At 60.3% G+C, this 17,420-nt stretch carries 24 protein-coding genes; 6 read left to right on the top strand and 18 right to left on the bottom strand.

Features of this window, described 5'->3' with window-relative positions; all coding sequences use genetic code 11:
- The 7 genes from OS035_RS24435 to OS035_RS24405 all read right to left on the bottom strand — a co-directional run bounded on the left by OS035_RS24435 (position 1) and on the right by OS035_RS24405 (position 5,183).
- Positions 1–162, bottom strand: coding sequence for a hypothetical protein (locus tag OS035_RS24435; protein ID WP_331814159.1), 162 nt, complete (start codon positions 160–162; stop codon positions 1–3).
- 91 nt (positions 163–253) lie between these two features.
- Positions 254–2,443 carry a terminase gpA endonuclease subunit gene (locus OS035_RS24430; RefSeq protein WP_331814158.1) on the bottom strand — a complete coding sequence of 730 codons (2,190 nt, stop codon included), beginning with the start codon at positions 2,441–2,443 and terminating at the stop codon, positions 254–256.
- 3 nt (positions 2,444–2,446) lie between these two features.
- A complete protein-coding gene (locus tag OS035_RS24425) occupies positions 2,447–2,941 on the bottom strand; it encodes a terminase small subunit (protein WP_331814157.1) in 495 nt (164 codons plus the stop codon).
- 301 nt (positions 2,942–3,242) lie between these two features.
- Positions 3,243–3,545, bottom strand: coding sequence for a hypothetical protein (locus OS035_RS24420; protein ID WP_331814156.1), 303 nt, complete (start codon positions 3,543–3,545; stop codon positions 3,243–3,245).
- On the bottom strand, positions 3,542–3,862 hold the full coding sequence (locus OS035_RS24415) for a hypothetical protein (protein ID WP_331814155.1): 321 nt from the start codon (positions 3,860–3,862) through the stop codon (positions 3,542–3,544). Before OS035_RS24415 ends, OS035_RS24420 begins: the two co-directional genes overlap by 4 nt.
- A complete protein-coding gene (locus OS035_RS24410; RefSeq protein WP_331814154.1) occupies positions 3,859–4,554 on the bottom strand; it encodes a hypothetical protein in 696 nt (231 codons plus the stop codon). The genes OS035_RS24415 and OS035_RS24410 overlap by 4 nt, the downstream gene beginning before the upstream one ends.
- A 101-nt stretch (positions 4,555–4,655) precedes the next feature.
- A complete protein-coding gene (locus tag OS035_RS24405; RefSeq protein WP_331814153.1) occupies positions 4,656–5,183 on the bottom strand; it encodes a hypothetical protein in 528 nt (175 codons plus the stop codon).
- Positions 5,184–5,597: 414 nt separating this feature from the next.
- Here OS035_RS24405 and OS035_RS24400 point away from each other — a divergent pair, with 414 nt between their 5' ends.
- On the top strand, positions 5,598–6,344 hold the full coding sequence (locus tag OS035_RS24400; protein ID WP_331814152.1) for a hypothetical protein: 747 nt from the start codon (positions 5,598–5,600) through the stop codon (positions 6,342–6,344).
- 373 nt (positions 6,345–6,717) lie between these two features.
- Here OS035_RS24400 and OS035_RS24395 read toward each other — a convergent pair whose 3' ends face one another.
- From OS035_RS24395 to OS035_RS24385, 3 genes are read right to left on the bottom strand one after another with little or no spacing between them, the layout of a single operon-like run.
- Positions 6,718–7,497 carry a GIY-YIG nuclease family protein gene (locus OS035_RS24395; RefSeq protein ID WP_331814151.1) on the bottom strand — a complete coding sequence of 260 codons (780 nt, stop codon included), beginning with the start codon at positions 7,495–7,497 and terminating at the stop codon, positions 6,718–6,720.
- Positions 7,497–8,645, bottom strand: coding sequence for a DNA cytosine methyltransferase (locus OS035_RS24390; protein ID WP_331814150.1), 1,149 nt, complete (start codon positions 8,643–8,645; stop codon positions 7,497–7,499). Before OS035_RS24390 ends, OS035_RS24395 begins: the two co-directional genes overlap by 1 nt.
- Positions 8,632–9,063: a very short patch repair endonuclease gene (locus OS035_RS24385; protein ID WP_331814149.1), complete on the bottom strand. Its 432-nt coding sequence runs from the start codon at positions 9,061–9,063 to the stop codon at positions 8,632–8,634. Before OS035_RS24385 ends, OS035_RS24390 begins: the two co-directional genes overlap by 14 nt.
- Positions 9,064–9,123: 60 nt before the next feature.
- On the opposite strand from OS035_RS24385, the gene OS035_RS24380 reads away from it, so the two are divergent.
- The 5 genes from OS035_RS24380 to OS035_RS24360 all read left to right on the top strand — a co-directional run bounded on the left by OS035_RS24380 (position 9,124) and on the right by OS035_RS24360 (position 12,460).
- Positions 9,124–9,366 carry a hypothetical protein gene (locus OS035_RS24380; protein WP_331814148.1) on the top strand — a complete coding sequence of 81 codons (243 nt, stop codon included), beginning with the start codon at positions 9,124–9,126 and terminating at the stop codon, positions 9,364–9,366.
- Complete coding sequence (locus OS035_RS24375) at positions 9,363–10,175, top strand: hypothetical protein (RefSeq protein ID WP_331814147.1); 813 nt, start codon at positions 9,363–9,365, stop codon at positions 10,173–10,175. Before OS035_RS24380 ends, OS035_RS24375 begins: the two co-directional genes overlap by 4 nt.
- A gap of 125 nt (positions 10,176–10,300) precedes the next feature.
- Positions 10,301–10,978 carry a hypothetical protein gene (locus tag OS035_RS24370; protein ID WP_331814146.1) on the top strand — a complete coding sequence of 226 codons (678 nt, stop codon included), beginning with the start codon at positions 10,301–10,303 and terminating at the stop codon, positions 10,976–10,978.
- Positions 10,979–11,046: 68 nt separating this feature from the next.
- Positions 11,047–11,952 carry a nucleotidyl transferase AbiEii/AbiGii toxin family protein gene (locus tag OS035_RS24365; protein ID WP_331814145.1) on the top strand — a complete coding sequence of 302 codons (906 nt, stop codon included), beginning with the start codon at positions 11,047–11,049 and terminating at the stop codon, positions 11,950–11,952.
- 55 nt (positions 11,953–12,007) lie between these two features.
- On the top strand, positions 12,008–12,460 hold the full coding sequence (locus OS035_RS24360) for a hypothetical protein (protein WP_331814144.1): 453 nt from the start codon (positions 12,008–12,010) through the stop codon (positions 12,458–12,460).
- Between the two features lie 3 nt (positions 12,461–12,463).
- On the opposite strand, the gene OS035_RS24355 is transcribed toward OS035_RS24360, so the two are convergent.
- The 8 genes from OS035_RS24355 to OS035_RS24320 form a co-directional block, all read right to left on the bottom strand.
- Entirely contained in the window at positions 12,464–12,796 is a 333-nt protein-coding gene (locus OS035_RS24355; RefSeq protein WP_331814143.1) for a hypothetical protein, read from the bottom strand.
- Positions 12,796–13,104, bottom strand: a complete 309-nt coding sequence (locus OS035_RS24350) for a hypothetical protein (protein WP_331814142.1) — start codon at positions 13,102–13,104, stop codon at positions 12,796–12,798. The genes OS035_RS24355 and OS035_RS24350 overlap by 1 nt, the downstream gene beginning before the upstream one ends.
- 215 nt (positions 13,105–13,319) lie before the next feature.
- On the bottom strand, positions 13,320–14,696 hold the full coding sequence (locus OS035_RS24345; RefSeq protein ID WP_331814141.1) for a DNA cytosine methyltransferase: 1,377 nt from the start codon (positions 14,694–14,696) through the stop codon (positions 13,320–13,322).
- 103 nt (positions 14,697–14,799) lie between these two features.
- Positions 14,800–15,585 carry a hypothetical protein gene (locus OS035_RS24340; protein WP_331814140.1) on the bottom strand — a complete coding sequence of 262 codons (786 nt, stop codon included), beginning with the start codon at positions 15,583–15,585 and terminating at the stop codon, positions 14,800–14,802.
- Between the two features lie 145 nt (positions 15,586–15,730).
- The gene (locus tag OS035_RS24335; RefSeq protein WP_331814139.1) at positions 15,731–16,015 is read right to left on the bottom strand and encodes a hypothetical protein; all 285 of its coding nucleotides are present in this window, start codon (positions 16,013–16,015) and stop codon (positions 15,731–15,733) included.
- Positions 16,015–16,659 (bottom strand): hypothetical protein, encoded by a 645-nt coding sequence (locus OS035_RS24330; protein ID WP_331814138.1) that lies wholly within the window; start codon positions 16,657–16,659, stop codon positions 16,015–16,017. The genes OS035_RS24335 and OS035_RS24330 overlap by 1 nt, the downstream gene beginning before the upstream one ends.
- Before the next feature lie 144 nt (positions 16,660–16,803).
- Positions 16,804–17,112, bottom strand: coding sequence for a hypothetical protein (locus tag OS035_RS24325; protein ID WP_331814137.1), 309 nt, complete (start codon positions 17,110–17,112; stop codon positions 16,804–16,806).
- Between the two features lie 7 nt (positions 17,113–17,119).
- The gene (locus OS035_RS24320) at positions 17,120–17,419 is read right to left on the bottom strand and encodes a hypothetical protein (protein ID WP_331814136.1); all 300 of its coding nucleotides are present in this window, start codon (positions 17,417–17,419) and stop codon (positions 17,120–17,122) included.
- Between the last annotated feature and the right edge of the window lies 1 nt (position 17,420).

Below are 17,420 nucleotides of genomic sequence, written 5' to 3'. Positions count from 1 at the left end.
TCAGTAAGGGCTCCGTCCGTAGATGCGGATCTGCTGCAGGCCGGGCTTGTTGACGATGCCGTCGGCGCGGTCGTAGGCGTCGTTGAGGTCGGCGAGAATGCGGTTGAAGTTTTCATACGACGTCCACTGGACGGTACCCCCTCCTGGGATCTGAGCCGACACCGTAGCTGCTCCCGTCGAGATGCCTTCCTCGAGAGCGATGATCGCTACCCGAATTGCGTCCTTTGACCAAAACCTATATTTCCTGCTCAACTTACCAACCTCGTCCCCAACTGGACTTGAACTGCTTCAGGACCTTCTTGGCCTTCGGCGCAACCTGTTTCGGCGGCTGCGCGACCGGAGCCGGAGCAGGAGCGGCCTTCCGCTCCTCGGCTTGCGCAGGCACCGTGTCACCTCGGCGCGGTATTCGAGGAGCCTCGGCTTCCGTGAGCAGTGGGCCGGCCATGGCGCGCCGTTCCTGCGCGTGTGCCGACATGTCCATGCCGCGGTATCCGATCTCTCCCGTCTCCGGGTCGTGGATCACTTCTGGGATTCCGAGGGTTCGCCCTGCAACATTCAAGTCGCCCCAAGTCCCGATCTTGACCATCTGGAGTCCTTTGAGGGCCGCGTAGGCATAGGCAAGACAGACCCACTCCTCCTCAGGGCGTCGTCCACGCTTCGCATCCCAATGATACCCACCCGTCTTGACCGGCTTTCTCTCCTCGCAAAGGAGGCGGTCCAGATAGTCTGGGGGCATCGACTCCGGAAACATCGGAGCGTGGTCATCCTTGTATTGCAGCAGCCGGAAGACCTCGTCCTTCGCCCGGCCGGATTCGATACGGTAGTAGGAGCCACGTCCGCGTTTGCCCGGCGTCGGCTTCTTCGGCCAGACATAGTCGCCGCGCTTGCCCGTCTTGGTGTTGTTGCCGATGATGGCCCACACGTGACGCGCCGAGGGGAAGGACGCACAGAAGGCGCGTACCTGCTCGTGAAAGCCGCCGTTGCTATCCATGGCGGTGGCGAGGATCGACATTGTCTTGCCGTCGCGGCGCTTGAACTGACGGTTCAGGAAAGCCCTTACCTCCGCGTCGGATGTCTGTTCTCCGGGTGTGCCTTGGAACTTCCAATGCCCGATAACCCGCATCTGGCCGAAGCGAGTCCATCCAACCACCGAGAACTCCCGGCTCGGGATATCGAACTCGGTTCCCTTGCCCTCCTTGTTTCGCTGGGTATCTCCGCCTGCGGTAAGCAGCACGACGTCGTCGGGCACCTCTTCCGAGTACGGCTTGAACAGGCTGGCAACGACTGCCTGGTCGACGCCTTGGCCTAGCTCGTCCCATGGCTCGGCCATGTTGAACGTGACGAACTTCTTGAGCTTCGCCGGATCGCCCTGTGCATTCACCCACTCTTGCGCAAGCGTGGACCACGCAGCTCCGGGAGACATCGACAACCACGAGGGGATGTGAACGCCGACGTTGCCTGGCACCTTTGCGATCGCTGTCGGCTTATAGATGCCGGCGTCGATCATCTCTTCCTTGACCGTCTCGTCGATGCGGCATTTCGCCGGACTGTCGCACTGATAGTAGACGTCCGACACATGGTCGTTCTCGTCGACGGTGTATTTGAACCCGTACCTCGTCTTCGGCCCGCCCCACCGCATGATTTGCGGCTGCTGGCAATGCGGACACTTCACCTCCAGCATGCGCTTGTCGGACGTTTCCCATTCCCTCCAGATGACGGAGATGTCGCGGATGCCTGGGGTGCTGCCGATGATCAGCTTGCTGTCGTGGAAGTCGATGCCGCGGTTACGGAGCTGGCTGACCTTGTCCCCGGCGGAATTGCCGCGGGACAGCCAGCCGGATCGGTCGGCCTCGTCGGCAATCTGGAGCCAGCTCGTAAAGCCCTGCAGGTCGTCTTCATTGTGGGCAGCGCGATAGTAGGCGATCGAGCCGTTCTTGTAGCGGTACTCCGACATGGAGTCAGCAACTTCGCCCCGTTTGTTTTCGCGCAACAGCACGCTGACCGCGGAGCATGACGAATGGAGTAAGGCCAACTCGTCCTTAAAGAACCGCTTCATGTCGTCGGTTACCGGGAAAGTTACCGACACGCGCTTTGCCAGCTCCTCGACTGCATAGCCGTAGATCGCGCGGAGCCCCTTCGAGTAGCCAATCTGCACGCCCTTGAGCGCCGTGACCTGCCGGCATTCGGGATTGTGGAAGACGTTGTTGCCGATCTCGCGCTGATAGACCGACAGCCTCATAGGGCCGGCACGAGACGACTCTTGGGATGTCAGGTTGATGTTGTCATAGGTCCACTGAACGAAGGGCTTCCGTTCTCTCCAGCCGAGGAAGTCGACCCGGTGCTGGGCAAGGAGCCTCCTGAATTCGACCAAACCCTCGGAGAAGTCCGACTCCCGTAGAAGCGAGCCAGCCTCCGCCCGGATATCCTTGAAATTAAGGCTCATGGATCACTCCTTGGAGCCGTCGTCGACCTCAGTGTCCGCGATAAGTGCTTTCAGGGCGGCGCGGATCTGCTCTTCGGCGACATCGCGGACTTTGGCCGAAAGCTTGGCATCGACCTTGCCCGCGATGGTGTCGGGGATCGACATGAGGCGTAGACGCAGCTCGGCATAGTCGCGACGGATGAGATCGAGCATGGAGGAGATTTTGGCCACCATCTTAGCAGACTCGGCGGCGTCGACCTCCCGGACGATCATCTTGGCGACAGCATCGCGGCGTTCAGCGTCGTCCTTCGAAAGGGACTTGACGTCGCCACCTAGTCGATCGGCCACGCTCTTCGCTGCGCGTTCTTCGAGCCACCTGATTGCCTCTGACGAGTCGATGACCCACGAAATCCCGCGGTCACGGTCCGCTCGCTCGACAACGGGCATGCCTTGTCCGAGGTACTTCATCACCGTATTGCGATCACGGTTCAGAACCTCGGCGAGCTGCTTCAGCGACATGTGCCGTGCGGAGACCGAAGATCTCGGCGAAGAGCTGGACTGACCATCATCCGCGGCGTCGAACGTGGGGTGCGACCCCGATCCGGGTGGATTCAACAGTGGGTCTGGCCGTGATTTTCTCGGTGCCATTCAAAAAGTCCTGTGATTTCTAGGACTATGGGGCGCTACCTACGTGCAAGATTCAATTCGAGGACGATGGGGTGTTGATGTTGAATGGGATTTTCGGACCTCTCTCGGAGAGATCGACTGGGGTCGCGAATTACCCGCATGGGGGACAGGGCCTCAGGGGCCCCGCCCGGTCTCAGTTTGTCAACATAACGGTCTCGGCGGTGATCGTGGATAGTGCACGCTTCGGTTCTAGCCCGTACTGATCCAGCCAATCCTGAAGCGTTTCCTCGGCGAGCTTCCGCGCCTCTTCAAAGCTGTCGGCGACGTCGGTGGACTCACCGCAGGAACCAGGAAATTCAGGGTATAGACGAACATGCCACTGGGCTTCCTTTAGCTGCTTCACTGTGCAGATCCAGTAGCGTCCGAGCCATCCCTCCCAAATATCTAGGGGAGTGTCTTTGAATCCGGAAACTTGCTCCCACCTGATGACGCTCATGCCACACCTCCCAGCCGCGGCACCCCACCGCGCTTCTCCCAGTACGCGGCCACGCTCGCCCGCAGCCAGGGTGCCGACACCAACCCGGCATCCTGCAGCCATGACTGCACGTAGTCCTCCACGGCCTGCTTGGCCTCGGCGATCGTCGCCGAGGCGTGCTGCCCGTATTCGTGGTGACCTTTTGCGATGATGCCTACAGGATGCCAATGCGGCATCGGCGCCCAACCTAGACGAACTGGATACTCACACACCTCGGCGATCGGTTGATTGCCTAGGTAAGCTACCCAAGCATGGGGTTCGTCCTCCCACCTGATCATGCCGCCCTCCTGATGAACGCGGCCCGGACGATATCGCTCAGGCTCTCGACGATCTCCTGCCGGATGAGCGGGTCGACGTCTTGCAGAGCATGCCCGATGCCGCCGCGGTCGCGCAGCTCATCGATCACTCCCCGGACGGCGGCATGCGCCCAGTCTGTGGCGGGAGACGCCTCACTGGGGTCTTCGTAGGGTAGCGCGGCGCCGCCCAAGAGCGAGAGAGCAGCCGTGCTGTAGGCGTCTGCATCCATAGAAAAACCCGTCTTCCCGTCGATAATCGTGACGGCTCCGTTATCACGGAGGTCGGCGATCGCTTTCGTGGTCTCCGCGTCGTGGAGCTGCTGACGGCTGAGATAGCCGACATACTGGAACTCGCCGTCGACTCCTTCGAGGCGGATATCGCGTGTGGCCGGCTTGCCGTTGTCATGCTCGTTCAACCGGATCGCCCACAAAACGGGCCGGCCGGTTAGGGTCTCACGGCCAACCTCGATGGCGCTGGTCGCCGGCAGCTCGTCGACGATGTCGCGCGTCACGAAGGCAGTGAACCGTGGATCGAGATCTTCCGCTGCAGGGACATCGTAGCCCTCCGGCAGCTCCGTCCACGACCCCGGCACCAAGCTGCGGAAATCATCCTCGAAATAATCCCGGTCGTCGCCAAGGACGTGGCCGGTTTCCTGCTTCACCTCGTTCGACATCGCGTCCTCCTCAGGTTGGGTGTCTACCCAAGGATTGTCGCCGGCGGCGCCGAACGCAAACCGCCGGCAGTGGTGGCTGCCGGCGGTGACGGGGTGAACAATCACATACCGACGAACGGGTCGGGACACTGCCGGGCGCGCTGCATTTTTCGATAGAGCCTCGCCTTCTGGGCAATCGTCGGCAACTTAACCGCTCTGGGAATTACCTCGTCTCCGCGGGCGTCAGATGCCTTCATCCCAAGGTAAGCCGCGATTTCGGCCGGCGGGTGCATGCCTCCCTGAAGCGAACCTTCGGGATCAAGGCCAGCAGACTTCCTGAAGGCCTTCGCGGCTTGAACCTCGGCAATGATCATCTCGGCGATTGACCTCCGACGGACGGCTTCGTCGGCGGTGATTGCGTCGGGTTCGGTATCCGGCATGTCGACGACACCGATGCTCAGGCCTAGCCGACTTTGGAGTTCACGAAGTCTGCCAGCAAGCCGCTCCGGCGTGTTGTGCCGCTGTCCGCCGTATTTCTTAGGATCGAAGCCCTGCGTCGGCCATGCACCATGTTCGATAACGCGAATCTGCTCGCGCAAAGCCGCTGTGACCAGCTCAAGGTCGTCATCACTCAATTTCAAAGTCGGCATCTTTCCCTCCTCGTTGGTGCCCGCCGATTATGGTGGGCGACGTACATGCCGGGCGCAAACCGCCGGCGAAAATCGTTTCAGCGAAATCGCGGGTGGAAAGCCTTCACTTATTGTGAGCTTTCTACCGAACAAAATGTCCACTGAGTGGGTAGGATATGTCCTATGGCATTCATTGTCAGGGCTAGTCATCTCATAGCGGGCGTTGTCATTCGGTGGTCCGACAGCCTGCGCGACATTGAGTAAAACAGTTTATTTACAGCGTCTGCGGTTCCTGTGGACAGTGGGGATAACTCAACATGCGAGGCCCACAGTAGATCAAGTGGGAGGGTAGCTATGAGGTTGCCAACAGGTTTCCGTGAGGTTGCGTGAGATTTACGACTTGCGCATAGTTAAGAGATCGTTTAAACCGGTCCCATGATGACCGAGACCGATTCCGAACCTGGCGAGCACGAGCTGCTCAAGAAGATCGCGACGCTGCGGAAGCAGCGGGACGCGCTAATGGCGCAGGTCGGTGTTCTCAATATTCAGTTGGCTAGCTACGAAGACGCCGCGACGCTCGTGTACGGGAAGGACCAGTTCTCCGCATTCATGGGTGCTCTGGTGGGCAACGTCGTGCCGTCAATGCCAACGATGTACGGCGCAGGCGCAGCAGGCTCGACCGAGACGAAGCGGAAGCGCTCGATCTCGGTCAACTGGGCAACCGTTCTGCTCGCGCTCAAGGGCATGCCGCAGTTCGGCTACGAGCAGATCGTCTCGGTGTCTGATCTCAAGGACCTAGGGATCAACATCGCGGCTGCCCGCTCTCAGATGAAAACGTATATCGGCAATGGCCTTGTCGACAGAGTAGCGGATGGTGTGTTCTCGGTAAGCGAGAAGGGCGTGGCTGCTGCGGAGGATGCACTCCGCAAGGCCCCTACGCCTCCGGTTCCGCCGCCCATCCCGGCGCCGCCGGTTCCTGCGCCTCCGACGATGACGCGCATCCCCCCGGCGCCGCCTCCACCCCCGCCGGAAGGTGCTTGGACGAGCGCATTGCCCGTTCCGCCACCGCCACCGCCTACACTGCCGGGTGTCCCGCAACAGGCACCGCTTTGGGAAACACCGACGACCGACTGGGAGACTTTCTCCGAGCCGGAACCTAAGAAGGGAAGCGTATTCGACTAAGTTAAGAAGCTGTTAATACTATATTTAGTGTTTGCATATTAACTGGTCGTTAATACGTTCAGCCTTCGAGCGTGATATACGTTCGGAGCAAACTAAAAGGGGCTCCCGAAAGGAAGCCCCTGGATAGATCGGCAAGGAGACGTCGCGAGTGGCATTGCAGTCGTCTCCGAGCCACCAACTCGAACCGAAAGGAGTCTTTATGGTCTGGCGTACCAGCAACAGAAGAGCCTGATCACTGACCTGGCCCCCTCCACAAGGGTTCAAGGAAGCGCGTCGCGGGGTCTCCAAAACCTCGCGGCGCGTCGCATACGTATAGGACACGATGTCTTGTGTGTCCAGAGTCGGCGACTACAGACGCTGTAGGTGACGGAAATTAGCTTCTCGTCGGGCTGCGCCCCACAATCACTCCAGCGCTATAATCTCTGGTCTCTCGATACATGATAATCCGCCCCGGCAATGCGGTGGCTTGCCACCCTTGCGGAAGGACATCCAGTACCGAGGTTAGTACCTCGCGCGTGGTCGCTGGCTTAACGGAGAATGGCTCGACGATGCTGTTGACGAGGTCGGGATGAGGTCTACGGCCTCTGCTTCCGTCGCCTTCAGCTCGAAGAGTGTAGGGCAATTCCGAACGCAGCTCATCAAGGATTCGCGCCGCAGGAACGCCGCCTTCGGTCTTGATGTCGACGGGATGATCCAGATCGATGGGGTAGACGGCGTCGAATCCTGCGGCCTTCAGCTCGGTCTGGTCACGATTACGACCGGGGTCGTTGCTTCCGAAGCCGGAGAAGTTCCACCAGACCTCGCCAGCGGTCTGCGCGTAATGGCGGATCAGTAACTTTTCGAGGTCCATCGCCGTGAACACGAAGACGCGGGCGGCTTTGAATTGGACGTCGCTGGGCTTGAGGTTCTGACGATGCTGAATCGTCCAGGCATGTTTGGATAGGCGTCCACGCAGGCCGGAGTCGGCGTCCGTCTTCCCGACGTACACGACCTTGCCACCAACCAGGAGCTGATACACACCCTGTTCGTCCGGAACCTGCACCGTGTGCTCGTGAGTCAAAGACGCCGAGGACATCTTAGCGAACTCGGCCACAAGGCTGTCTAGCAGGGCCGCCGGCAGATCGAATTCGAACTCGACGTACCCCTCGGCCATCAGATGCCTATCTGCGAAGCGACGCTGCGGCCGACGACCGCCGCCAGTTCGACGGGAACTGCATTTCCAAGCTGCCGCATCGTTTCCGTCCACGAGCCGTGGAAAACGTAGTCGTCAGGGAAAGTCTGGAGGCGCGCACTCTCGCGGACGGTGAAATACCGCACGCTGCCGTCCGGGCGCCGGAGCATGTTCTCTCCGCCCGGCACGCCGTGAACACCTGCTTTCAAGGTCTTCGCGGGTTCGTGCAGCGGGCTGCCCGTGTGTCCGGGGTACGAGCGCGCTCCACTCTGGAGCCGGTGGTTGTAGAAGATCTCGTCGGTTGGCATCGTCTTGGTGGGGTCAGGCAGCCCGATGAGCGCGTCCGCAACCGTACGCCATGGCAACTCGTCAGGCATGGTCATCTCTTGAAGACGAGCACTTGCCGTAATCTCCGGGCGGTTTTTCTTCGATACCCTATGTCGCTCCCAGTATTCGCCCATGACTTGATCCCACAGCAAGGATTCACGCGAGTGCGTTTCCAGTGGGAAATGAAATGCCTTCCCGAGATCTTCGCGAATCCCGACGAAGAAGACGCGCTCGCGCTTCTGGGGAATGCCAAAGTTGGCTGCGTTCAGGAGCTGCGTCACGACCCTGTAATTGAGACCGTCGCGGCTGGCGCTGGTGTGGTGCTGCTCAAGCCGCGACAGGTGATCCTGCCAAGACTCGTCGGTGCCCTTCACGATCTCAGGGTGAGACAACTGCAGGCGGATGTATTCAAAATAATTCCGGAAGGACGCACGCGTGAGCCCTTTGACGTTCTCGAAGATGAAGGCTTGTGGACGAGCCTGTCGAACGGCGCGGATGGCTTGCGGAAACATGTCGCGGGCGTCGTCGTAAGCCGCGTGCTTGCCGCCCATGGAGAAGGGCTGGCATGGCGGCCCTCCAGAGACGAGGTCGACCTTTCCTTCAAAGGATCGGAAGTCGACGTCGCGGACGTCGCCGTGCTTTACCTTCCAGCCCTTTACGGCCTTCATCCCCTTGCGCTGGTTCTCAGCGATCGTATCGACGCAATAGTCGTCCCACTCGAATACCGACGTCGGTCTGAATCCTGCGCTATGCAAGCCCAATCCAAGTCCGCCGGCACCTGCGAAAAGCTCAATCGACTTCATCGCACAAGAACCTTCGTATGTTCTCGCCTAGGACGGGCAGGTTCGTCTTCGAGACCTGGCATTCCCAGACAATCATTTCATCCCACCCCAATGCCGCTAGTCGGGCACTGTTCTCGGCGTCGCGCCGGGCGTTTCGTTCTAGCTTCGGAAGCCAGAAGTCAAGCCGAGACTTCGGGAGCCGCGCGAGTTTGCACGACGAATCACCGTGGCGATGCCAGAAGCAACCGTGCACGAAAATTACTTTTTTACGATTACCAAAAACGAGGTCAGGCGTGCCAGGCACATCTTTTCGGTGAAGGCGGTACCGGAATCCCATACTGTGGATGAGCCGCCGCACCGTCAGCTCAGGTTTTGAATCCTTGCTGCGGATCCGGGACATCCGTTCTGATCGATCTTCAGTAGTGAGTGTGTCGGCCATGGCTAGCGGAACCGGTGGAAAGCGATATTGTCTTTCACCTCAGATAGGGCGCCAAAGAATATGAAGCAAAAACTAGAGCAGAACGCTCGTAAAGTCGCTGCTGCTGCAAGGGCGCGGCCAGCCGAGACACGCTGGTCGCTTATCGGCGCTGCGGTCGGTGCTGTACTCGGTCTTCTCGTTGGCGGGGTCGGCGTCGCGGCCATGGGTGGCGCTGCAGGGGTGCCTGCTGCCGTTATCCTGGCGCTTGTTGGTGGCGTTGTCGGCAACCGGTATGGAATCTCCAAGGACCGGCCAGTTCGATGAGCGATGCGGAGAATATTGAACTTACGACGATGACGTTCACGGCATCGCAGTTGTCCAAGGTACCAGAGCCTCATAGGGAATTTTTCTTCTCCTGCTGCATGGCAACGAACGAAGTGAACGCTGCGCTTCGACTTTATATGATGGCGATGGAGTCGTTCTCCATTGCCCAGAAGGAAGGAAGCTATACCATCCTCCAGGTGGCATACTCGTCGATGACAATAGCCGAACGAAATGTCGCAGCGAAGCTGTACGAGGTCTTTCATCTCCTGAAGGAGTACGCTCGTAAGACGAAGAAGGACCGCGTCACAGCCTTTCAAAAAGTTCGCACCGACGCCATCGACCTCATCAACGACTGGAAAGAACAGCCGGTTCTTGAGCGCATCAAGTGGTACCGAGATCGAGCCTCGCACCATTACGGGTTCGGTGACGTGAAGGGCCTCGGCGAGCTGACGCGGTCAATTGGAGCGGACGGCGACGAGAGGACATTCATCGCCGTGATGCACAGGTATGTCGGAAGCAGTCTATATCCGATGGTAGACCAGCTTCTGATCGATAAGCTCGTTGATGATGGCAGGGATCCCGTAGAGCAGAACGAACTTGATCACCAGGAAGTCAAGGAGCTCGCGAAATCCTTCATGGTGTTCCACTACAACCTGTTCCGTGTGGTCTGGAAGTTCAGCGGAGCAGAGGCCGTGGACACTGCGACCTCGTCCGTCGATAAACGCCTGATCCTGAAAGCAGGACGCTCGCCGCTCCCAGTCATTTTCGAAGATAAGGACGGCCCGTCGCCCTCGAAAACTGCGTTGTAACCTTTTCGCGAAAACGTAACAACGACATCGATCGCACTCCCTTAACCAGCCCGACGCCCTCCCGTTGACTGGGTGTCAACTTCCTGTCACCCAGTTGAGATCGAAACCGATCACCGGGTGCATGGATGCCACGCAGAATCTGGGACAACGACCGCTTTCGGGCTTGGATGACCGCCTGTGGCCTCTCGGCGCCCATGGCGGCCGACATCCTGCAGGTCGGGGAGCGCACTGTGAAGCGGATGCTAGCCGACGACGTTGGCATTAAGGACATCATCGCCGCCAAAGCGGAGGAATTCTTGGGAAACTCCCGGACGACATCCGGCCGCGATGCGGAGCTGCTCGACAGCTATGCCGATCAAGCGGATTTCGCCCAGCTCTGTGCGGCGTTTCCGCATGCGCACTTGACCGGCATGTCGTCGGCCATCGCTCGCGGGTGGACGTCGGCCAACAGCAATTTCCACCGGCATGTCTCGCAACCCGTCCGCATGCCGCAGCCCGCCGAGTGGGTAGGATTCCAGCTCGAGTGGTGGTCGGCAAACGACCTGCCGTGGGGGGTTGAGTGCCGCCTCGACACCGATGGGCGACCATATCGCGTGGCGTCGGCCGAGAGGACGCTGCTGGAGCTTGCTGACCACGAGGGGCCGCTGGGAGAGGCGGACGTCAAGGAAGCGTACGCAGGTGCTTTCGCGCGGTCCGAGCAGCGTCCGGACGTCCTGATGGTGAGGCAACGCGCTAAGCTCAGAGGAGGCCCGACGCCTGAGCGGGTCTATCACTACATCAAGCCGTACCCGTCGACGAAATAGGTCTGCCGGCGGATTTGAGATCTGCCGCCGGCAGACACATGGTCATGGTGTTCTGGGGAGGACACGACATGACCGCACAAGCACCAACCACCGGCGACCGGGTAGCCAGCAAGCTCAAGGACTACGCCCGCAACGCGAAAGTGGACACGCCGCAGTTCGTGCAGCGGTTCGCGCAAGAGCGTCTCGCCGTGCGCTTGTTCTCGCTCCCGGAAGCTGACACTCTCATGCTGAACGGCGGCACGATGTACTACTGGTCGCCCGACACCAACGACATCCACCGCTCCACGTCCGACATCGACGTGAAGAGTTTCGTATCGCTGAGCCATGGAACCATTGAGGATCTCGTCCGCAAGGCGGCCGCCGTTGCGATCGACGACGGCGTCGAGATTGAAGTTGGCAAGTCCGAGGCCCTCAAGCACGAAGGACTCGAGCAGCCAGGTCTGCGCGTCCATGTCGTCGTGAAGATCGGCACTATGCGCTCGGCCGGCCATCTGGACTTTTCGATCGGGAGCGAGCCGGCCATGGGCACCCGGATGCTGACCCCAAATCCGGTCGTGAAGGGCCAGCCGGTCGTGCCGATCAGGTCGCAGCAGTGGATCTACAGCATCGCCGAGAAGCTGCATACGATATGCAAGTTCGGGATCGACAACACCCGGATGAAAGATTACCGCGATCTGCTGGTGCTCGCGCGCAAGGGATACGGCAAACATCCCGACCTGCCTGCCGCTATCGTGGAGGTCTTCGACGAGCGCCGGACGCTGCTGCCAGGCGTCATCCCAGCCGGGCTAGATCTGATGTTCGCGCAGTATAGGCAGCAGGACTGGGAGAGCTACCTGGCCAAGCTCTCGCCGCGGCAGCGCGAAGGACTGCCCACCGATCTCTCCGACGTCACCTCGGCACTCGAAGATGCTTACGTGCCTGCGCTAGTGCCCGAGGAAGAACTCGAATTTGCCACAGGCGCACGATACGCTTGATTTCGATCGATCTGCGGGCATAGTCGTCCTGGACAACTATGGGTCGGGGGATTTGATGACTATCCAGCAACAATATGATGCCACCGCGCGGGCCGATTTGATCGGTCGCCCAGTCTTCGCGATCTTCCTCGTCATCATCTACGGCGCCTACAAGCTGTGGCAGGAAGGAATCGCTCCAGCCGGCTGGCCGAACGGCAGCATCTTGTTCTTCGGCGGGATCGTTTCGACGGCGTTCATCGTCGTCTACATGCGGATCCTCGAAAAGGGCAGCGGGAAGAGCTTCGGCAAGGCGCTGGGCGCGCTTGGCGGCCTGATCCCATACGTCTACTCGCTCTACGTGATCGGGTACGTCGGCATCTGGTCCTTGGTGCAGCTCTTTACGGTGGGCTTCACCTGGACGGGATTGTTCGTTGGCATCGTGTTCGCCCTGCTGGGATACCGGATTCTCTACACCTTCTGGCAGATCACCGAGATCGGCGAAGGACTCCGCGTATCTGAGACCGGGTGATAGCTACTCCGACCGCTCGATGATCCGGCAGCCATACCGCGCCCGAATCTTTGAGCCTTCACGGCTGTAGGCGAAGAAGATCGGCAGCTCCAAAGAGTAAAGTGCGAACGCGTCGTCGAGCGTGAATCCTTCGGCGCCCTTTGTGGCCGCAAAGTCGACGACGACGTCTTCGACCGCACGAAGTTGCTTGCGCACCTCATCCCGCAGCGCGACCTCATCTCTGGTCGTCGGCGACCGCTGCAGCAGCGAGATGGGCATCAGCTCGTAAGACAATGCGGGCGCCTTCTTGGGCGGGGATTCGACGTCCGGAACTGGAGGGGTGGGCTTCCTTGCCATTATTTGTCCTCCCTGACCAGCCGCTCGTACGCTCTCTCGAGGATCGCGGCGATGGATTCGCATGCGGCCTCGGCCTCGCGGTAATCGGTGCACGGCGGATCGTCGATGTCGTCGAGCACGACCCAACGGCGGTCGACTTTGGTGTACTTGCCGTTGTGATCGTCCTGCAGGGCGTCGTGCAGCCATTCGAGCGAGCCGCACAGTTCGCGGAGCCGCCAAAGGTCGATGGCGACGACGTCATACGCCGCGCCCGGCTGTCGCAGGAGCCGCGCACGGTGATCCTTCCCACCTCGAAGGATTTCGACCATTGACCAGTAAGGATGTCCATCATCTGGAAGCTCCGCGAGATGCCGTCTCTTGAGCAGGGTTTCCCAAACACGAAGGATTCGACGGACGCCTGCGGCGTCGCCCAGGGGATGCCAAATATGCCGAGCGGTGGCCGGTCTCGATGATCTCACGATGTACTCCTCGAAGTGCTGAAGACATCGTGTGCCGGTCGGCGGCTTGAGGCAATCGCCGGCGGTTAGGCGGTTTCTTCGATGATCGTTTTGAAGACGTCTTCGGGGTCGGGGCGACCGTCGTCGTGGGGTTCGGGCTCCTCGTAGCTGCGCGGCACCCGTCTGATCGACCCGTAGGTCGTCGCGTGCTCGGCCCGGATCTCGTCGAAGTCGACAGCGGCCTTGCCTTTCTGCTTGTCTTGCAAAGCCTTCCGCTCGATTGCCGCTAGCTTCTTCGAATCGTCGGTGAAAGCGCGGTGGAGGCGAAGGGCGCTGCGAATGTCCGATTTCTTCGACACGGACATGTCAGTCACCTCGAGTGCGGCCTCCAGGGCGCCAATCTCGTGAGTAGGATTGGCGAAAGTCTTTCCCTGCAGTACGCGTCGAGCAGCGTTAACCCTGCTTCGAACGTTGCGAACGGACGGTGCCGTGTAGCCGCGTTCAAGAAGCCAATCCGAGAAACAGTCGTGGAGCGCTGGGATCGACCGTCCTTCATGACGAGCGAGTATGCACTTACCGATTGCCCGTGCGAGCGGAGGTGGAACGACGTTCCCGATCATTGTTGCGAGCGACGTCTTCGTTTCTCCGCTCCAGTCCCACCACTCCGGGAACCCGTGGAAGAGAGGCATCTCAAGGAGGTTTGGGTTATACCAGTCGCCCTCGATCGGATCATCGACCTCAGGTCGATGGACGAATGCCGGCTGGTTCTTGTGCGAGGCGCTCCGGATAGTGGGGGCTGGCTCGGACGTCGACCAAACCGCCTTGCGCGCGTAGTCCTTGGGATGGAAGTACACGCCGGATCCGAAACGGTCACCGAAAGCGTCCCGAATGGACATCTCCTTCGGGGTGGCAGCCGCGAGCAGAGCCGAGTCCAGGAAGCCGTCTTCTTCGCCCACGCGCCCTATAAGGATAAGTCGCGGTCGCCGCTGTGGCGTGCCGTACCTGGACGCGACCAGCACGTTCTCCGATAGCCCGTAACCAGCATTCCGGAAGAGACGCTTCGCGGCGGCATATTGCTGCGCACCCAGAGCACCTTCGACGTTCTCGAGCAGGAACCACTGCGGCCTGACGATGCAGATCAGTTGCGCGTAATATGCCGTCAGTCGCGCGCGCTCGCCCTCAATCCTTTTGCCGGCGGCACTGTAGTCTTGGCAAGGTGGCCCTCCTGCGATCAGGTCGGGGCGCTGCCCAAGGATCTCGTCCACCAGCTCAGGAAACCGCGCGGCGTCCGCAAACTTTGCGATGCTGCCGAAGGTCGGGAGGTGCGGCATCCTCCGCATGTTCTTGACATATATCCGTCGCATTGCGGGTTCGCGCTCGTACGCCCGCACAACCGACAGGCCTGCTTGTGTCAGGCCAAGGCTTAGACCACCGGCACCCGCGAAAAGTTCTACAACCCGCATCCCACACCCCATCACGAATTCGTCCGTGATGAATGGTCGACGTCGGTGAAGCGTGGGTAAAGACGCCGGTCGGAAATGTTGGGATCCTTTCCGAGTTCTTACCTCAGGAGAGGCCGACCTTCGCCCGGCGGAGAGCTTCCGCCCATTTCTCGGGAGTCATCTGCTCGGCGAAGTGCTTGGCTACGACACCGTTGTAGTCGAATAGGGGCTTATTCAAGACCGCTGATTTCACGCCGAACAGAAGCTCCGCGTGGTCGCCGGCCCAAGGATCGCCTTCCCAGCGTTCTGGACGCTTCCAGTAGCCTTTAACGCCGTAGACTGTGCCGAAAAAGGTGCCTGGCTTACCACGCGACACCGTCTGCCACTGAAGAGCTTTGCGCTGCTTCGGTGTGGCGTCGGGTCCAAGGGCTTTGCGCCGGGCTCTGAGTTCTTTACGCCTGTTGCGCTCGGTCTTGGCTTGCTTCGAGATCTTGCTGAGATATCTGCGATCGACGCCGCCGTATTGGGTGACCTTTGCCGAGTACACGAACAGATCGTACGGACCTGAGCCAGCGTCACCCGTCTGGCGTTTTCCGCCAAAGATCTGAAAGCGCAGATACTCCGCTTGCTTCGGTCGAGCCTTGACCGCTGCGAACATCTTTGGCCCCTGGGTTGGCTTTGCTTTGTCTACGACCCAGGCGTTGCGAGTGAATGTATTTGGGCGGTCGAAAATCTTCTTGGTGTAGTCGATCAGCTCTCTGCGGATTCCGAAGGCCGCCTTGTTCAACAACTCCGCCGCTGCATCCGGCATGGCCTTCCTCGCGATGCGGTCGAGGGAACTCTCAAGCTCCGCGTATGACATGTCGTAGCCGACGGTCAGGAGATTTTCATTGTAGTTGGCGCGTGCCATCCGTCACCTCATGGAAAAAAAGAACCCCGACTGCGTAGGGGACGCGAGCCGGGGCTGAGTTCTGGAAAGAAAACGATCGTCTCGTCGACGTCGTTGAATCCATGATTGTCGCCGCCGCCAACGGCCGCAAGAGGTGCCGGCGACATCAGTGCAGAATCCTTTTCGGTTCCTCGTCGGCATCGCCTCGAGCGGCAGCCAAGACTCCGTCCAGATAGTCTTCCAGGGCGTCATTGCGGCGGGATTCAGCCGCCAGCATGCGGCGCGCGTTCCTAAAGCTCGCCCGGAGCCGGAGGCGCAGGTGGTGCTCGTGGACTGCCAGCGCGACTGCCAGCAGCGAGAGTGCTGCGAGAAGTCCGGCGGCGGATGCCAGGGCGGCGACCGTGACCAGCACCAGGAGTAGCACGCGGTGGCGAAGGAGGACGTCGCGCATCAGAGGCCACCGTTCGTGAGGCGTTGCTGGATGTTCGAGATATCTGTCTCGGCTGCGGACATGCGATTCTTCAGGGCTGTGATGTCGTTCCGAATGCCGTTGATCGCCGTCTCGATGTTGTCGGCGAGATCATCGACGTCGGATTGTACGTCGGCGATGCGGTCGATGATCGTTTTCGCGCCGATGTTCGCGCTCGTTTTGAAAACTGCTTGAGCAAGGCTGCGCATGTTCTGCGACCTGATGCGGTCAAGGTAGCCGCTGCTGGTTTCACCGAAGACGTCGGTCGCAAGGCTCGATGCGTAGTAGCTGCCAGTGCCGGCCCAGCGCGTCTCGCTGTCGGAGAAAACCCGCGAGTAGAAGCCCTTGCCATCCTGGCACGTCTTCGCGTGAGCCGTATCCAACCCGAACAGGGTCACGTGCAACGAAAAGTCACCGGTATAGACCAAGGGATCTTCCCAAGGATCGTCTGTGCCGTGATCCGATGCATTGAGCACCATCGCTCTGTACAGCTTCTTCAAGAGCTCAGCGGTCTCACCGTCGCCTTCGCCCCCGGAGCCGCGATTGTCGAGGAGCCATTGAACAGCTTGCTCGGTGACAGAGTATCTGGCCGCGATGCTTGCGGGTGTTGCGGACATCTCGACCATTATCGGCGGCTCCCCGGCCGCGCGCGGCGATCCGTCTTGCGCGCGGCAAGCGGGGAGACAGGACAAGGATTCGGCGCGGTCGGTGGTGTGGTCATGCTACGATGGTGCGGCGTCCGACATGAAAGATTCAAGTCTGCCGGCCTCTCAGAGGAGAGAGAGCTGCGAGATCGTCGATGCCTGTCGCGAATAGCGGCGCCCCATTCCTAGCACCTTCATCGTCAGCATCTCGTCGCCTAGTACTTGGTCCACCGAGAGCTGTGACAGGGCATGTCCCTCTTGGTCGCTTTTTGAGAAGCCTCGTCCGTTCTGGGCCTTTGCATAGTCAGCGTCTTCTGCGGCAACAGTGGCAAGAACCCGCAGAGCTTCAGTGATCCTGCCGCGGAGGGCGTCACGCCGTGAATCCTTGGAACCGCGTTTCGAAGATGGGAAGTAACGGGTGGAAACGAGCGCCATGGAGGTATCACACTGTGACGCGGTGGAGCCGCCGATGCAGGAGGGCGGTCGCTGCGTCCCGGTCGTACCCGCGCTGTATGAGATCCCGCCGGGCCCGCTTCAGGATTGCGGAGAGGTGTTTCTTCAGGACTGGGTCCTTTACCTCGGCGGCGAGCTGATCTGCGGCAGTTGCGCAGAGAGCTGCGGCCATCGCTGCATCGACGACGTCTGCCTCTGGCTTCCCAGCTTCCCGCAGCCCCTCGCGATACTTCCGCTGACGCTCCTGGTGCCGCTTGCGCTGTGCTTCCGTACTGGGCTTCCGCGGCATG

The sequence above is a fragment of the Rhizobium sp. 268 genome, assembly GCF_036571585.1.
Classification (GTDB): Bacteria; Pseudomonadota; Alphaproteobacteria; order Rhizobiales; family Rhizobiaceae; genus Rhizobium; species Rhizobium redzepovicii.
The sequence above is the reverse complement of the archived record's forward strand: the minus strand, read 5'-3'. Positions and strand labels throughout refer to the sequence as shown.

What these genes read in the sequence shown, in the direction of transcription:
- OS035_RS24430 (WP_331814158.1), bottom strand. Translation starts at nt 2,443, where the DNA reads ATGAGCCTTAATTTCAAGGATATCCGGGCGGAGGCTGGCTCGCTTCTA.
- OS035_RS24425 (WP_331814157.1), bottom strand. Translation starts at nt 2,941, where the DNA reads ATGTCGCTGAAGCAGCTCGCCGAGGTTCTGAACCGTGATCGCAATACG.
- OS035_RS24420 (WP_331814156.1), bottom strand. Translation starts at nt 3,545, where the DNA reads ATGAGCGTCATCAGGTGGGAGCAAGTTTCCGGATTCAAAGACACTCCC.
- OS035_RS24415 (WP_331814155.1), bottom strand. Translation starts at nt 3,862, where the DNA reads ATGATCAGGTGGGAGGACGAACCCCATGCTTGGGTAGCTTACCTAGGC.
- OS035_RS24410 (WP_331814154.1), bottom strand. Translation starts at nt 4,554, where the DNA reads ATGTCGAACGAGGTGAAGCAGGAAACCGGCCACGTCCTTGGCGACGAC.
- OS035_RS24405 (WP_331814153.1), bottom strand. Translation starts at nt 5,183, where the DNA reads ATGCCGACTTTGAAATTGAGTGATGACGACCTTGAGCTGGTCACAGCG.
- OS035_RS24400 (WP_331814152.1), top strand. Translation starts at nt 5,598, where the DNA reads ATGATGACCGAGACCGATTCCGAACCTGGCGAGCACGAGCTGCTCAAG.
- OS035_RS24395 (WP_331814151.1), bottom strand. Translation starts at nt 7,497, where the DNA reads ATGGCCGAGGGGTACGTCGAGTTCGAATTCGATCTGCCGGCGGCCCTG.
- OS035_RS24390 (WP_331814150.1), bottom strand. Translation starts at nt 8,645, where the DNA reads ATGAAGTCGATTGAGCTTTTCGCAGGTGCCGGCGGACTTGGATTGGGC.
- OS035_RS24385 (WP_331814149.1), bottom strand. Translation starts at nt 9,063, where the DNA reads ATGGCCGACACACTCACTACTGAAGATCGATCAGAACGGATGTCCCGG.
- OS035_RS24380 (WP_331814148.1), top strand. Translation starts at nt 9,124, where the DNA reads ATGAAGCAAAAACTAGAGCAGAACGCTCGTAAAGTCGCTGCTGCTGCA.
- OS035_RS24375 (WP_331814147.1), top strand. Translation starts at nt 9,363, where the DNA reads ATGAGCGATGCGGAGAATATTGAACTTACGACGATGACGTTCACGGCA.
- OS035_RS24370 (WP_331814146.1), top strand. Translation starts at nt 10,301, where the DNA reads ATGCCACGCAGAATCTGGGACAACGACCGCTTTCGGGCTTGGATGACC.
- OS035_RS24365 (WP_331814145.1), top strand. Translation starts at nt 11,047, where the DNA reads ATGACCGCACAAGCACCAACCACCGGCGACCGGGTAGCCAGCAAGCTC.
- OS035_RS24360 (WP_331814144.1), top strand. Translation starts at nt 12,008, where the DNA reads ATGACTATCCAGCAACAATATGATGCCACCGCGCGGGCCGATTTGATC.
- OS035_RS24355 (WP_331814143.1), bottom strand. Translation starts at nt 12,796, where the DNA reads ATGGCAAGGAAGCCCACCCCTCCAGTTCCGGACGTCGAATCCCCGCCC.
- OS035_RS24350 (WP_331814142.1), bottom strand. Translation starts at nt 13,104, where the DNA reads ATGGTCGAAATCCTTCGAGGTGGGAAGGATCACCGTGCGCGGCTCCTG.
- OS035_RS24345 (WP_331814141.1), bottom strand. Translation starts at nt 14,696, where the DNA reads ATGCGGGTTGTAGAACTTTTCGCGGGTGCCGGTGGTCTAAGCCTTGGC.
- OS035_RS24340 (WP_331814140.1), bottom strand. Translation starts at nt 15,585, where the DNA reads ATGGCACGCGCCAACTACAATGAAAATCTCCTGACCGTCGGCTACGAC.
- OS035_RS24335 (WP_331814139.1), bottom strand. Translation starts at nt 16,015, where the DNA reads ATGCGCGACGTCCTCCTTCGCCACCGCGTGCTACTCCTGGTGCTGGTC.
- OS035_RS24330 (WP_331814138.1), bottom strand. Translation starts at nt 16,659, where the DNA reads ATGGTCGAGATGTCCGCAACACCCGCAAGCATCGCGGCCAGATACTCT.
- OS035_RS24325 (WP_331814137.1), bottom strand. Translation starts at nt 17,112, where the DNA reads ATGGCGCTCGTTTCCACCCGTTACTTCCCATCTTCGAAACGCGGTTCC.
- OS035_RS24320 (WP_331814136.1), bottom strand. Translation starts at nt 17,419, where the DNA reads ATGCCGCGGAAGCCCAGTACGGAAGCACAGCGCAAGCGGCACCAGGAG.